13 protein-coding genes are annotated in these 13,821 nt (G+C 70.0%); 9 read left to right on the top strand and 4 right to left on the bottom strand.

What is annotated here, in order from left to right; genetic code table 11:
* Positions 1-99 precede the first annotated feature (99 nt).
* On the bottom strand, positions 100-2,919 hold the full coding sequence (locus tag VED21_RS31220) for a bifunctional diguanylate cyclase/phosphodiesterase (RefSeq protein ID WP_324889498.1): 2,820 nt from the start codon (positions 2,917-2,919) through the stop codon (positions 100-102).
* Positions 2,920-3,114: 195 nt separating this feature from the next.
* On the opposite strand from VED21_RS31220, the gene VED21_RS31225 reads away from it, so the two are divergent.
* From VED21_RS31225 to VED21_RS31255, 7 genes are all read left to right on the top strand, one after another.
* Entirely contained in the window at positions 3,115-3,609 is a 495-nt protein-coding gene (locus VED21_RS31225; RefSeq protein WP_324889500.1) for a DUF3305 domain-containing protein, read from the top strand.
* Positions 3,606-4,160, top strand: a complete 555-nt coding sequence (locus VED21_RS31230) for a DUF3306 domain-containing protein (RefSeq protein WP_324889502.1) — start codon at positions 3,606-3,608, stop codon at positions 4,158-4,160. Before VED21_RS31225 ends, VED21_RS31230 begins: the two co-directional genes overlap by 4 nt.
* 284 nt (positions 4,161-4,444) lie before the next feature.
* Positions 4,445-5,080, top strand: coding sequence for a TorD/DmsD family molecular chaperone (locus VED21_RS31235; protein WP_324889504.1), 636 nt, complete (start codon positions 4,445-4,447; stop codon positions 5,078-5,080).
* A gap of 24 nt (positions 5,081-5,104) precedes the next feature.
* Complete coding sequence (locus VED21_RS31240; protein WP_324889506.1) at positions 5,105-5,317, top strand: formate dehydrogenase; 213 nt, start codon at positions 5,105-5,107, stop codon at positions 5,315-5,317.
* An 11-nt stretch (positions 5,318-5,328) separates the two neighbouring features.
* Positions 5,329-8,217, top strand: a complete 2,889-nt coding sequence (locus VED21_RS31245) for a formate dehydrogenase subunit alpha (protein WP_324889508.1) — start codon at positions 5,329-5,331, stop codon at positions 8,215-8,217.
* Between the two features lie 20 nt (positions 8,218-8,237).
* Complete coding sequence (gene fdh3B, locus VED21_RS31250) at positions 8,238-8,834, top strand: formate dehydrogenase FDH3 subunit beta (protein WP_324889510.1); 597 nt, start codon at positions 8,238-8,240, stop codon at positions 8,832-8,834.
* A gap of 291 nt (positions 8,835-9,125) precedes the next feature.
* Positions 9,126-10,160, top strand: coding sequence for a formate dehydrogenase subunit gamma (locus VED21_RS31255; protein WP_324889512.1), 1,035 nt, complete (start codon positions 9,126-9,128; stop codon positions 10,158-10,160).
* A 48-nt stretch (positions 10,161-10,208) separates the two neighbouring features.
* Here the strand turns inward: VED21_RS31255 and VED21_RS31260 are convergent, their stop codons facing one another.
* A complete protein-coding gene (locus VED21_RS31260) occupies positions 10,209-10,553 on the bottom strand; it encodes a hypothetical protein (RefSeq protein ID WP_324889514.1) in 345 nt (114 codons plus the stop codon).
* Between the two features lie 239 nt (positions 10,554-10,792).
* On the opposite strand from VED21_RS31260, the gene VED21_RS31265 reads away from it, so the two are divergent.
* A complete protein-coding gene (locus tag VED21_RS31265; RefSeq protein ID WP_324889516.1) occupies positions 10,793-11,758 on the top strand; it encodes a WD40 repeat domain-containing protein in 966 nt (321 codons plus the stop codon).
* Between the two features lie 53 nt (positions 11,759-11,811).
* On the top strand, positions 11,812-12,510 hold the full coding sequence (locus tag VED21_RS31270) for a class II aldolase/adducin family protein (RefSeq protein ID WP_324889518.1): 699 nt from the start codon (positions 11,812-11,814) through the stop codon (positions 12,508-12,510).
* 4 nt (positions 12,511-12,514) lie between these two features.
* Here VED21_RS31270 and VED21_RS31275 read toward each other — a convergent pair whose 3' ends face one another.
* Both VED21_RS31275 and VED21_RS31280 read right to left on the bottom strand, forming a co-directional pair.
* Positions 12,515-13,216 (bottom strand): N-acetylmuramoyl-L-alanine amidase, encoded by a 702-nt coding sequence (locus tag VED21_RS31275; protein ID WP_324889520.1) that lies wholly within the window; start codon positions 13,214-13,216, stop codon positions 12,515-12,517.
* Positions 13,213-13,821, bottom strand: a 609-nt coding sequence (locus tag VED21_RS31280) for a DMT family transporter (protein WP_324889522.1), incomplete at its 5' end; no start/stop codon positions are given. The genes VED21_RS31280 and VED21_RS31275, both read right to left, overlap by 4 nt.

Below are 13,821 nucleotides of genomic sequence, written 5' to 3' on the forward strand. Positions count from 1 at the left end.
CATGGCGGGGACCGCGAATGGCAGGGGCGTTTCACCCCTGCATAGCGCGGCAACACCACCGCCGCAATCTGCGGTCTATTCTATGCGCTTTCTATGCGCTCAGTCGTCCGCCGCGGCCATGGCCGGGCGGTCGCGCAGGAAGCGGGTGGCGTCCTCGGCCGCCATGGGCGGGCTGAACAGATAGCCCTGCGCGCCGTGGCAGCCGTGCCGGCGCAGGAACTCCAGCTGCGGTTCCGTCTCCACCCCCTCAGCGATGACGGTCAGGCCCAGGTTGCTGCCCAGGCCGATAATCGCCTTGGTGATCGCCGCGTCGCTGTCGTCGGCGACGATCTCGCTGATGAAAGAGCGGTCGATCTTCAGCGTGTCCACCGGGAAGCGCTGCAGGTAGGACAGCGAGGAATAGCCGGTGCCGAAGTCGTCGATGGACACCCGCACGCCCATGGTCTTCAGCGACGACAGGATGTGGATGGCCATGTCCACGTTGCGGATCAGCGCCCCCTCCGTCACCTCGACCTCCAGGCAGGAGGGGTCCAGGCCGTGGCGGTGCAGGGCGGCGGCCACCTGGTCCGGCAGCTCGGCGTTGCGGAACTGCAGGGCGGAGATGTTCACCGCGATGCGCCGCGCCGCCAGCCCGTCGGCCTGCCACAGCCTGGCCTGCCGGCAGGCCTCGTCCAGCACCCACAGGCTCAGCGTGGCGATCTGCCCGCTCTCCTCGGCGATGGGGATGAAGCGGCCGGGCGGCACCATGCCCAGGTCCGGATGCGCCCAGCGGATCAGCGCCTCCAGCCCCACCAGCTGGCCGCTCTCCAGGTGCAGCTGCGGCTGGTAGTGCAGGCGGAACTCGCCCAGGTCCAGGGCGCGCCGGATGTTGGCCTCCAGGTTCAGCCGCTCGTTCAGCTGCGCGTCCATGGAGGTGGTGAAGAAGCGCAGCGCCCGCCGCCCCGCCGCCTTGGCCTGGTACATGGCGGCGTCGGCGTTCTTGATCAGACGCTCGACGTCCTCGCCGTCCTCCGGGAACAGGCTGATGCCGATGGAGGGGGAGACGGTGAACTCCCGCCCCTTCACGTGCAGCGGGGCGGCCATGCTCTGGATGATGCGGTCGGCCACCACGGCCACGTCCTGCGCCGTGCCGGCGTCGGGCAGCACGATGATGAACTCGTCGCCGCCCAGGCGCCCAACCGTGTCGCCCTCGCGCAGGCAGCCGCGCAGGCGGACGGCCACGTCCTTCAGCACCTCGTCGCCCACCGTGTGGCCGAGCGAGTCGTTGATCACCTTGAAGTGGTCGAGGTCGAGGAACAGCACGGCCACCGTGGTGCCGTTGCGCCGCGCCCCGGCGATGGCCAGCGCCAGCCGGTCCTGCAGCAGCGTGCGGTTGGGCAGCCCGGTCAGCGCGTCGTAATGCGCCAGGTACTGCACCCGCTGCTCGGCCGCGCGGCGCTCCGTCACGTCGTCGATGAAGGCCAGCAGGAACAGGAACTCGCCCCCGTCGAACACCGGCTGGAGGTGCACGAGGTAATAGCCGCTGCGCCCGCCGAGCGTGGAGACGTACTGCGTCTCCAGCTCCACCGACTCGCCGGTCAGCGCCTTGCGGATGGCGGGGGCCAGCGACTGGTCGCGCGCCTCCGTCACCATGTTGAAGCCGATGACCTGCTCCGCGTCGACGCCCATGAAGGCGCCCAGCACCGGGTTGCAGTCCAGCACCCGCCCGTCGGCGTCCAGGATGGCGATGCCGACCGGCGCCTGGGTGAAGAACTGGTGCAGCTCCGCCTCGCGCCGGTGCAGCGATTCGGTCATCCGCGCCGCCAGCCGCGCGGCGCGGGCGCGCGTCGTCGACAGGTTCCAGGTGATGGCGAACAGCAAAAGGCTGATCAGGCTGCCGGCGGCCAGCACGGTGTTCGGCTTGTCGGTGTCGACCAGCGCGTCGAAGGCGGGGGTGGACTCGTAGGTCACCGTCCACGGCCGGTCGTGGAACACCATCACCCGCGTCTCGGACAGCCGGTCGTGGGTGCGCGGCGCCTCCGCCTCCCGGCCGTGGCCGGGGCTGCGGTACATCTCCTGCTCGGGTGCTGTGCCGACGCCGTCGTGGATGGTCAGGCGCAGCTCGTCGTGCTGCGGGCCGATGATGCCCTCCAGCAGCGGGTAGGTGCGGAACGGCGCCAGCACGAAGCCCCACACCGCGGTGCGGCGCTCCTCGGCCGTGGCGGCGGGCAGGCCGCGCTTGAACACCGGCAGGTACATGATGAAGGCGGGCTGCGGTGCCCGCTGTTCGTCGACCTTCAGCGTCAGCTTGGCGGTGATGGCCGGCTGGCCGGTCTCCAGCGCCTTCAGGATGGCGGGCCGGCGCAGCGGGTCGCCCAGCATGTCGTAGCCCAGCGCCTTGCGGTTCAGCGCGTCCATGGGGGCGGTGTGGACGTTGACCACGTAGGTGTCGCGCCGTCCCGGCGGCCAGATCCCGTACTCCGGCACGCCGTCCGCGCGCACCTCGCGCACCAGCGCGTCGACCTCGGCGTCCTGGACGTGGCGCGCGAAGGCGACGGCCGGGATGCCGGGGTAATGGCGGTTCAGATCCAGGCTGCCGATGAAGGATTCCCAGTCGTCGCGCGACACGTCCGTCGAGGCCTGCAGCATCGCGGCGGCCGAACGCATGACCTGCGCGTAGGCCTGCATGCGCTGCTGGATGGCGGCGTGCACCTCGTTGACGCGGTTCTGGAAGCGCAGCTCGGCCTCGCGCCCGACCTCGGCGGTGGTGAACCGCCACAGCGCGATCGTCGCCGCCAGCGCCACCAGCAGCGTCGTCCAGGCCAGCCACGCGCCGCCGTGCGCGATGCGCTCCACGGCGATGCCGCCCACCCTGCGGCCGGAGCCGAGGTCGGAGAAGATGCGGCGCGAGCGCTGGGACGTGTCCCCCTGTACGGCCATGCTTCCTGCTGGTCTGGTCTCTACCCCGTCCTACGCCATAAATGAAATTCGTCAAGGGAGCGTTGACGCGGCGGAACGCGCCAGTTGCCAGCGGCGCGGCTTGCCGACAATAGTGCGTATGCGCAAGAATCGGCGGGTGCGGCCCCTGGGAAAGACTTTCCGCGGTGCCCGCGCCTGCAACCTGAGAGGATGTTCATGGCGGAAGCGCTCAACAAGGTCGAGCGGATGCCGCTCGGCATCGTGCTGGAACGGCGGCGCAGCGCCAGCCCCTGGCAGGAGTTCGCGTGGCGGCCGCTGTCGGTGATCCCCGGCGCGCCGCCGCTGGACGGCGCCCCCCGCCTGCTGCGCGAGGGGGAGGGGTGGGCGCAGTTCCACGCCGCCACCGTGGACCTGGAGCTGCACCGCTCCGACACCGAGGGCTACCGCCTCAATTTGTCGCAGGAGCCGCCGCGCCTGTGGGTCGCCCTGCGCACGGCCGAGTCGGGCGAGCCGGTGCCCTTCTTCGTCACCGCCTGCGCGCACGAGGCCGAGGTCTATCAGGTCAGCGGCAACGAGATCGTCGAGACGGTGCCGATGCCGGTGGAGGTGCTGGCGCTCGTGCGCGACTTCGTCGACCAGCACCACGTCGACGTCCCCTTCGAGAAGCGCGAGCGCAAGCGGCACTTCCCGGAGAAGGGGAAACGCGGATGACCGACGAAACCTTCCTGTCCCGCTGGTCGCGCCTGAAGCGCCGCAACGGCTCCGCCGCCCCCGTCCTGACGGCGGAGGAACCCGCGGCCCCCGCGGCCGAGCCGGCGCCCGACCCGTCGCTGCCCGTGGTGGCCGAACCGGCGCCGCCGGAAACGCCGCCGGAAACGCCGGAGGACGAGGAGGCGCTGAAGGACCTGCCGCCCATCGAGAGCCTGACGGCCGAGTCCGACTTCACCCCCTTCCTGCGCGCCGGCGTGCCGGAGGACCTGCACCGGCAGGCGCTGCGCAAGCTGTGGACCTCCGACCCGGTGTTCGCCAACGACGACGGGCTGAAGGACTATGCCGACGACTACACCGGGATGTTCAATCTGTCCGAGCCGGTGAAGACCCTCTACCGCGTCGGCAAGGGCTTCCTGGACGCCGCCGAGGAGGCCGCGGAGAAGGCCGCCGCCCAAGCTGATGGTGCATCGGAGGGGGACAACCAGGAGGCGCAAGGCGCCGAAGAGAAGGCGCCGGATCAGCCGAAAGGCGGTGTGTCCGGTCAAGCATAACCCTTTCCGGCTAAAGGATTTCTCCAAACAAGGGGCAGTCTTCGGCGAGTTGACAAGCTCAAACTTTGCGCATTAAATGGTAGGACCAGCGGTAAGTCCCGGTTTTCTCTTGGGCTTTTCGCAGGTGCAACAACGGGTTGAAGACCGCGCGGCGATACGGGCAAGACACCGCACGCCGGCCAACGCGGTCGCCAAAGAACGCGATCAAAAGAACGCGGCCAGAAGGCCGCCGGCGGCGGCACCGCGGAACGGCGGGACCGCTCGCAAAGGGGGAGGGACGCACCGTGTCTTCGACCGGTGACCAGACGACGCCTGCGGCGCCCGACGCGGCGCTGCCGGATGAGGAGCGCCTGCGCGCGCAGGTCTACGCGCTGCTGGCCCGCCTGCTGGCGCAGCCGCCGGGGGCGGAGGTGCTGGGCATCCTGGCCGCCGTGCAGGGCGAGGCCGGCGACGACGCGCCGCTGGGCGCCGCCTTCGCGGCCCTGGCCGACGCCGCCCGCGCCACCGATGCGGACGACGCGGCCGAGGAATACACCACGCTGTTCATCGGCGTCGGCGGCGGCGAGCTGAGCCCCTACGGCTCCTACTACAAGACGGGTTTCCTGAACGAGAAGCCGCTGGCCGAACTGCGCGCCGACATGGCGCGCCTGGGCATCGCGCGGGCCGACGACGTGCACGAGCCGGAAGACCACATCGCCGCCCTGTGCGAGATGATGGCCGGCCTCATCACCGGCGCCTTCGGCGAAACGGCCACCATCCACGGCCAGCGCGCCTTCTATGAGCGCCACGTCGCCGGCTGGGCGGAGCGCTTCTTCACCGATCTCGAAGCGGCCCGGTCGGCCCGCTTCTACCGCGCCGTCGGCGCGCTGGGCCGCGCCTTCTTCGCGGTCGAGGGCCAGGCGTTCGAACTGGCGGCATAAGGATTCAACCGGGTGGACACGGGGATGACGACGATGACGGACAGCAACGACAAGACCACGCTCAAACGGCGCGACCTGTTCCGCGGGCTGGGTGCCGGCGCGCTGGGCGCCGCCGCCGTCGCCGTGACGGCCGCCGCCCCGGCCGAGGCCGCGCAGCCCGACCCCAACGACCCCACCGCCGCCCGCTACCGCGAGACGGAGCACGTCCGCAAGGCCTACGCGCTCGCCGCCTTCTGAGGAGCCCCGACATGCGCATCACCAGGAAATCCACGGGCACGGCCGGCGGCGCCAAGCTGTCGAAGGCTCTGAGCGGCCTGACCGGTTCGTCCATCGACCGCCGCACCTTCCTGCGTCGCTCCGGCCTCGCCGCCGGAGGTGCGGCCGCCGCGTCGGCGCTGCCGCTGGCCATGGTCAAGAAGGCCGACGCCGCCACCGCCACCCCGGCCGGCGGCGACATCAAGCAGATCAAGAGCGTGTGCACCCACTGCTCGGTCGGCTGCACGGTCGTGGCCGAGGTGCAGAACGGCGTGTGGATCGGCCAGGAGCCCGGCTTCGACAGCCCGCTGAACCTCGGCGCCCACTGCGCCAAGGGTGCGGCGGTGCGCGAGCACGCCCACGGCGACCGCCGCCTGCGCTATCCCATGAAGCTGGTGGACGGCAAGTACCAGCGCATCGGCTGGGACCAGGCCATCGCGGAGGTCGGCGACGCGCTCCTCAAGATCCGCGAGACGTCCGGTCCGGACAGCGTCTTCTGGCTCGGCTCCGCCAAGCATTCGAACGAGCAGGGCTACCTGCTGCGCAAGTTCGCCGCCCTCTGGGGGACGAACAACATCGAGCATCAGGCGCGCATCTGCCACTCCACGACGGTTGCCGGCGTGGCGAACGTCTGGGGCTACGGCGCCATGACGAACTCGTACAACGACATTCAGAAGTCGCGCGCGATGTTCTTCATCGGCTCCAACGCCGCCGAGGCGCACCCGGTGTCGATGCTGCACATCCTCAAGGCCAAGGAGCAGAACAACGCGCCGCTGATCGTGGCGGATCCGCGCTTCACCCGCACCGCCGCCAAGGCGGACGAGTACATCCGCTTCCGCCCGGGCACCGACGTGCCGCTCATCTGGGGCATCCTCTGGCACGTCTTCGAGAACGGGTGGGAGGACAAGGACTACATCGCTAAGCGCGTCTACGGCATGGACGAGATCCGCGCCGAGGTGAAGAAGTGGACGCCCGAGGAGACCGAGAAGGTCACCGGCGTCCCCGGCAGCCAGCTCAAGCGCGTCGCGCGGACCCTCGCCTCCAACCGGCCCGGCACCTTGGTCTGGTGCATGGGCGGCACCCAGCACCACGTGGGCAACAACAACACCCGCGCCTACTGCGTGCTCCAGCTCGCTCTCGGCAACATCGGCGTGGCCGGCGGCGGTGCGAACATCTTCCGCGGCCACGACAACGTGCAGGGTGCGACCGACTTCGGCGTCACCTCCGACACGCTGCCCGGCTACTACGGCCTGGCGGAGGGGGCGTGGCGCCACTGGGCGCGCGTCTGGGACCTGCCCTATGACGACCTTCTGAAGCGCTTCAAGGACAAGAAGCTGATGGAGGCGTCGGGCATCACCGTGTCGCGGTGGTTCGACGGCGTGCTGGAAGCCAAGGAGAACATGGACCAGCCCGACAGCATCAAGGGCATGGTGTTCTGGGGCCACGCGCCCAACAGCCAGACCCGCCTGCCCGACATGCAGAAGGCGATGGACAAGCTGGACATCCTGGTCGTCATCGACCCGTACCCGACGATGACCTCGGTCCTGCACAACCGGAAGAACGGCGTCTACCTGCTGCCCGCCGCCACGCAGTTCGAGACGGACGGCTCCCGCACCGCGTCCAACCGCTCGGTGCAGTGGAGCTTCAAGGTCATGGCCCCGCTGTTCGAGTCCAAGCCCGACCACGAGATCATGTACCTGTTCGCCAAGAAGTTCGGCTTCGCGAACGAGCTGTGCAAGAACATCAAGGTCAACGGCAACGAACCGCTGGTCGAGGACATCACGCGGGAATGGAACCGCGGCATGTGGTCGGTCGGCTACACCGGCCAGTCGCCGGAGCGCATGAAGCTCCACATGGCCAACCAGCACACCTTCGACAAGACCACGCTGCGCGCCAACGGCGGCCCGGCGGACGGCGACTACTACGGCCTGCCCTGGCCGTGCTGGGGCACGGCGGAGATGAAGCATCCGGGATCCGCCAACCTCTACGACAACTCCTTGCCGGTGGCCGAGGGCGGCGGCGCCTTCCGCGCGCGCTTCGGCGTGGAGCGCAACGGCGTCACGCTGCTGGCCGAGGGCGCCTTCCCGGTGGATTCGGAGATCAAGGACGGCTACCCCGAAGTCACCATGGCCATGCTGCAAAAGCTGGGCTGGGACAAGGACCTGACCGAGGCCGAAATGGCCGTCATCTCCAAGATCGGCGGCGAGAAGATCGGTGCCGTGTCCTGGACGACCGACCTGTCCGGCGGCATCCAGCGCGTGGCGATCAAGCACGGCCTGAACCCGCCGGGCAACGCCAAGGCGCGCTGCGTGGCCTGGAACTTCCCCGATCCGGTGCCGGTGCACCGCGAGCCCTTGTACACGCCGCGCCGCGACCTCGTGGCCGCGTACCCCACCTACAAGGACACCAAGTCCTGGCGCCTGCCCACCCTCTACAAGTCGATCCAGGACCGCGACCTGTCGAAGGAATACCCGATTATCCTCACGTCGGGCCGTCTGGTGGAGTACGAGGGCGGCGGCGACGAGACCCGGTCCAACCCCTGGCTGGCCGAGCTGCAGCAGGACATGTTCGTCGAGATCAACCCGACCGACGCCAACAACCTGGGCATCAAGGACGGCCAGACCGTGTGGGTCGAGGGTGCCGAGAAGGGCAAGGTGAAGGTCAAGGCCCAGGTCACCGAACGCGTGGGCCGCGGCGTGGCCTTCATGCCCTTCCACTTCGGCGGCTGGTTCCAGGGCCAGGATTTGCGGTCCAAGTACCCGGCCGGCGCCGATCCCATCGTGCTGGGCGAGGCCGCCAACACGGCGACCACCTACGGCTATGACTCGGTGACCCAGATGCAAGAGACCAAGGTCACCCTCTGCCGCATCACCGCGGCCTGACCCAGGGGAAGGACACGAACATGGCCCGCATGAAATTCCTGTGCGACGCGGACCGCTGCATCGAGTGCAACGCCTGCGTCACGGCCTGCAAGAACGAGCACGAGGTGCCCTGGGGCATCAACCGCCGCCGCGTGGTGACGCTGAACGACGGCAAGCCCGGCGAGCGCTCGATCTCGGTCGCCTGCATGCATTGCTCGGACGCGCCCTGCAAGGCGGTGTGCCCGGTGGACTGCTTCTACCAGACCGAGGAAGGCGTGGTCCTGCACAACAAGGACCTGTGCATCGGCTGCGGCTACTGCTTCTACGCCTGCCCGTTCGGCGCGCCGCAGTACCCGCAGGCCGGCAACTTCGGCACCCGCGGCAAGATGGACAAGTGCACCTTCTGCGCCGGCGGCCCGGAGACCGACAACTCCGACGCCGAGTACAAGAAGTACGGCCGCAACCGCCTGGCCGAGGGCAAGCTGCCGCTGTGCGCCGAGATGTGCTCGACCAAGGCGCTGCTGGCCGGCGACGGCGACAAGGTCGCCAACATCTACCGCGAGCGCGTGGTGGCGCGCGGCTTCGGCTCCGGCGCCTGGGGTTGGGGCACGGCGTACCAGATGAAGTCGGGGTCGTAAGAGCAAACAGTCCCTCCCCCGCCTCCGGCGGGGGAGGGAAGCCCGCGGAGCGGGCAGGGTGGGGGCAAGTTGTTCGCCGAGAATCCACCCGTAGGTTGGGTTGAGCGCCAGCGAAAACCCAACGCCGCCGGCATAACGAAAACGTTGGGTTTTCGCCTGCGGCTCAACCCAACCTACGGCCCACGGATCCTCGGGCAGGCCGTTGCCCCCACCCACCCCAAGCGGAGCTTGGGGCCCCTCCCTCCCCCGGCGGGGCCGGGGGAGGGCAATAAAAGCACGGGGAGGTATCGAATGACGTCGTGGACCAAGGCGGCACTGACCTGTTCGCTGGGGCTGGTGCTCCTCCTCCTGGTGGCGCTGGCCGCGGGTGCGCCGCCGGTGCGGGCGGGGGAACCGATGCCCGCGGTGCCCACCCAGTCGGCCGCCGGCGCCACGGAGGCCGACCTGTGGCACGCCATCCGCCAGGGTGCCGCCGGCAGCACCACGCTGCCCAACCCGCGCGCCGGCGTCCTGATTCAGTCGGACGGCGAGGCGTGGCGGCACCTGCGCAACGGCCCCATCGTCACCTACGGCACCTGGGCCATGGGCGGCATCCTGGCGGTACTGGCGCTGTTCTTCCTGCTGCGCGGCCGCATCCGCATCGACGGGCCGAAGACCGGCCGCACGGTGGAACGCTTCAACCTTCTGGAGCGCGCCACCCACTGGCTGACCGCCGGCAGCTTCATCGTGCTGGGGCTGACCGGGCTGAACGTGCTGTACGGCCGCTGGGCGCTCCTGCCGCTGATCGGGCCGGAGCCGTTCGCGCTGCTCGCCGGCTGGGGCAAGCTGGCGCACAACTACCTGGGCTTCGCCTTCATCCTGGGCGTGGTGCTGACCCTGCTGCTGTGGATCCGCCACAACCTGCCGGACCGCACCGACGTGGGCTGGATCCTGCGCGCGGGCGGCCTGTTCAGCAAGGGCGTGCACCCGCCGGCCAAAAAGTTCAACGCCGGGCAGAAGGTGATCTTCTGGTCGGTGATCGTCGGCGGCGCGGTTCTGGGCTACACCGGCGTGCAGCTGCTGTTCCCGTTCTACTTCGGGACCATGGCCGACATGCAGTTCTACCAGACCGTCCACGCCATCGCGGCGCTGGTCATGGTGGTGATCATCATCGGCCACATCTACATCGGCTCCATCGGCATGGAAGGCGCCTTCGCCGCCATGAGCACCGGCCAGGTGGAGGAGGAATGGGCGCAGGAGCACCACGCCCTCTGGCTGGCCGAGGTGAAGGGCCAACGCCCCGGCCCCCGCCCCGGCGGCCACCACGGCCACGCCCCGGCGGAGTGAGCGGCGGGAACGACCGGGAACGGCGGCGGTTGGGACGGGAGCGACCCGTTACTCCGCCGCCGGCTTGTTGGGCGGAGCGTAGGCGATGGGGATGGGCAGACGGGCGTTGACGTCGCTGATGCGCTGGCTCATGCCGTCCAGCCGGCCACGCACTTCGCCGCGGAATTCGGCAATGTATTCTTTTAGTTCGGCGACTTCCTTGCTCATACCGGCGAAGGACGTGTTGAGTTCACGGCGCAGGTTGGTGGCGGAATCGTTGACGTCCTTGCGCAGTTCCGACACGGATCCGACGAGGGCCACCTCCAGCCGATCGATCCGCGCGTCCTGCCGGCGCACCAGTTCGATCAGCAGGTCGATCTTCGCCAGCACTTCAGGGGTGTCGCCGGCCGCCACAAGCGCCTCCGTTGAAAATCCCCTTGAGCATACACCCGCGTTCGCAGCGATCCAAGCCCCCGCCCGCGTTGACAATATTCCTATTGAGCGTCATCATTCCTGCCGACGTGGCAACAGGCGCTGAACCGGTGCGGTGAACGATGCGGCAAACCATCCACCCCTCTCACCGCCGACGGAGCCCGACGTGCACGAGGCTCCCCAATGAAACACCCCTCAATGAAACACATGGGCGAATCCTGTTGCATTGTGTTGCATCCGGTTACATTGCGACCGTCATCCTTCTCCTGGCCCTGCTCCCCACCACCGCCCCGGCCCGCGCCGACCTGATCGGCCATGGGGCCATGGTCAACGCCGTCGCCGTGTCGCCGGACGGCACCCGCGCCCTGACCGGGGGCTGGGACTACTCCGCCATCCTCTGGGACCTGCCCGCCGGCAAGGAGCTGCGCGTCCTTCAGGGCCACGACGGCGGCGTCAACGCCGTGGCCTTCCTGCCCGACGGCCGGCGCGGCCTGACCGGCAGCCGCGACGCCGCCATCAAGCTGTGGGACCTGGAGACGGGGGCGGAGCTGCGCACCTTCGCCGGCCACGCCGGCAACGTCGTGTCGCTGGCGGTGGAGCCGGGCGGGCGGCGCTTCGCCTCGGCCAGCTGGGACCCGTCGGTGAAGGTGTGGGACGTGGCGACGGGCGCCCTGGTGGTGACGCTGAACGGCCACACCGCCAACGTCAACGGCGTCGCCTTCACCCCCGACGGCACGCGGCTGGTCTCCGTCGGCTACGACTTCCAGATCCGCGTCTGGGACACCGCCGACTGGAGGGAGCTGGCCGTGCTGGAGGGGCACGAGGGCAGCGTCAACGGTGTGGCCGTGGCGCCGGACGGCCGCACCGCCGCCACCGTCTCCAGCGACGAAACCGTGCGCCTGTGGGACCTGACGGACCTGAAGCCGCTGGGCGGCTGGCATGGGCACGAGGGGTTCATCACCTCCGTCGCCTACACGCCGGACGGGCGCGCCCTGCTCACCGGCGGGGGCGGCGACCGCACCGTGCGGCTGTGGGACGCCGCCACGCACAAGCCTCTGGCCGCCTTTCAGGGGCATGAGAAGCCGGTGTGGGCGCTGGCCTGCACGCCCGACGGCGGCACGGCGCTGTCCGCCGGCTACGACGCGGTGGTCAAGCTGTGGGACCTCGCGCCCCACCGGCGGCCTTGACGGCACGGCACCCGCATGGCTCCCTCGAACCACCCGACACCCAAGGACCCATTATGAGCACGCCCGACACCCGCGACCTCCGCCAGGCGATCATCGACACCTGCCTCGCCATGAACCGGCTGGGCATCAACCAGGGCTCGTCGGGCAACCTGTCGGTGCGCGTCGACGGCGGCTTCCTGGTCACCCCTTCCAGCCTCGCCTACGACCGCACGACGCCCGAGGACATCGTTCCCATGGGCTTCGACGGCACCTATGTGGGGGCGCGGCGGCCGTCCTCGGAATGGCGCATCCACCGCGACGTGCTGGCCGCCCGCCCGGACATGGAGGTGGTGCTGCACGCCCACCCCACCTTCGTCACCGCGCTGGCCGTGCACGGGCGCGGCATCCCCAGCTTCCACTACATGGTCGCCGTGGCCGGCGGCGACGACATCCGCTGCGCCCCCTACGCCACCTTCGGCACGCAGGAGCTTTCCGACAACGCGCTGACGGCGCTGGAGGGGCGCACGGCCTGCCTGCTGGGCAACCACGGCATGGTGGTGCTGGGCAAGACGCTGGACGCGGCCCTGGCGCTCGCCGTGGAGGTGGAGACGCTGGCCCGCCAGTACGTGCACGCGCTGTCGCTCGGCGAGCCCGCCATCCTGCCGCCGGACGAAATCGCCCGCGTCGCCGAGAAGATGCGCCGCATGAAGTACGGCCAAGGCGGCGGCGCCACCGACCCCGACCCCGACGCGCCGCGCCGCCGCGACGCCTGATCGCTCAGCGCCCGGTCACCCGCACCAGTGCCCGCAGCCGCCGCACCGTCTCGGCGTCCGCCGCGCCGGTCAGGGCCTCCGGGTGGAAATGCCGCTGGAAGGACAGCAGCGCCCGCGGCGCTTCCGCGTCGTAGCCATAGCGCGCCAGCAGGCTCCGCACCTCCGCGTCGTCGAACGGCCCGTCGTCGGCCGCCGTGGGCTCCGGCCACAGGCCGATCCCGGCGCGGGCGAGGCGGGGCCAGTCGAACAGCTCGCCCGGGTCCTCCTTGCGCGCGGGCGCGACGTCGGAATGGCCCAGAACGTCCGCCGGCCGGATGCCGTGCCGGGCGACGATGGCGCGGCAGAGGCCCTCCACCGCGTCCATCTGCGCGGCCGGGAAGGGGCGGTAGCCGAACTCGTGCCCGGGGTTGACGATCTCGACGCCGATGGAGCGGCTGTTGACGTCCGCTTGTCCCCGCCAGGAACTCACCCCTGCGTGCCAGGCGCGCCGCTCCTCCGGCACGTGGGCGTAGACCGTGCCGTCCTCGTCCACCGTGTAGTGGGCGCTGACCTGCGCCGCCGGGTCGCACAGCCGGTCCAGCGCGTGGCGGACGGTGGGCATGCCGGTGTAGTGCAAGATCAGCAGCTCCACCCGCGCGCCGTCGGCCCGCGGCCCATGGTTGGGGGAGGGGAGGTCGAGGATGCGCGTCACGCCGGACCCGGTCACGTCAGATTGGTCACCTTCTCGTTCACCACCCTGGGAAGCTTCACCACGATGGCACCCACGCCCGCCACGGTGACGAGGCCGCCCAGCGCGAGGCGCCACGTCAACGGCTCGTTCAGCAGCAGCACGCCCGAGGCCACGCCGAACAGCGGCACCAGCAGCATGAAGGGCACCGCCTGGTTGACGTCGTAGCGCCGCAGCAGACGGTACCACAGACCATAGGCCACGATGGTCGCCATGACGGCGATGAAGACCAGGGCGCCCCAGCCCCACAGGCTGGCGTTCGTGATGGCCTCCACCTGTCCCCGCTCCAGCAGCAGCGACAGGACCAGCAACTGCGGGGCGGCGAACAGCCCCATCCAGGCGTTGAGCGCGAAACCGTCCACCGCCCCCAGCCGCTTGATCTGCACGCTGGCCAGCGCGAAGGCGAGGCTGGCGAGCACCACCAGGACCAGCGGCGTCAGGTTGCCGGCCAGCCGCGGCTCGCCCGCGATCAGCAGCACGCCGGCAAACGCCACCACCATGCCGAAGGCGCGTTTCCAGCCCAGCTTGTCCTTGAAGAACAGCGCCGCCAGCAGCGAGGCGAAGGGCACCTGCAGCTGGGCCGC

Origin of the sequence: Azospirillum sp., from assembly GCF_035627195.1 — a bacterium.
GTDB lineage: Bacteria > Pseudomonadota > Alphaproteobacteria > Azospirillales > Azospirillaceae > Azospirillum.

Excerpts from the sequence above, each read along its gene's own strand:
- VED21_RS31255 (WP_324889512.1), top strand. The coding sequence starts at position 9,126 with ATGACGTCGTGGACCAAGGCGGCACTGACCTGTTCGCTGGGGCTGGTG.
- fdh3B (WP_324889510.1), top strand. The coding sequence starts at position 8,238 with ATGGCCCGCATGAAATTCCTGTGCGACGCGGACCGCTGCATCGAGTGC.
- VED21_RS31225 (WP_324889500.1), top strand. The coding sequence starts at position 3,115 with ATGGCGGAAGCGCTCAACAAGGTCGAGCGGATGCCGCTCGGCATCGTG.
- VED21_RS31270 (WP_324889518.1), top strand. The coding sequence starts at position 11,812 with ATGAGCACGCCCGACACCCGCGACCTCCGCCAGGCGATCATCGACACC.
- VED21_RS31230 (WP_324889502.1), top strand. The coding sequence starts at position 3,606 with ATGACCGACGAAACCTTCCTGTCCCGCTGGTCGCGCCTGAAGCGCCGC.
- VED21_RS31220 (WP_324889498.1), bottom strand. The coding sequence starts at position 2,919 with ATGGCCGTACAGGGGGACACGTCCCAGCGCTCGCGCCGCATCTTCTCC.
- VED21_RS31240 (WP_324889506.1), top strand. The coding sequence starts at position 5,105 with ATGACGACGATGACGGACAGCAACGACAAGACCACGCTCAAACGGCGC.
- VED21_RS31245 (WP_324889508.1), top strand. The coding sequence starts at position 5,329 with ATGCGCATCACCAGGAAATCCACGGGCACGGCCGGCGGCGCCAAGCTG.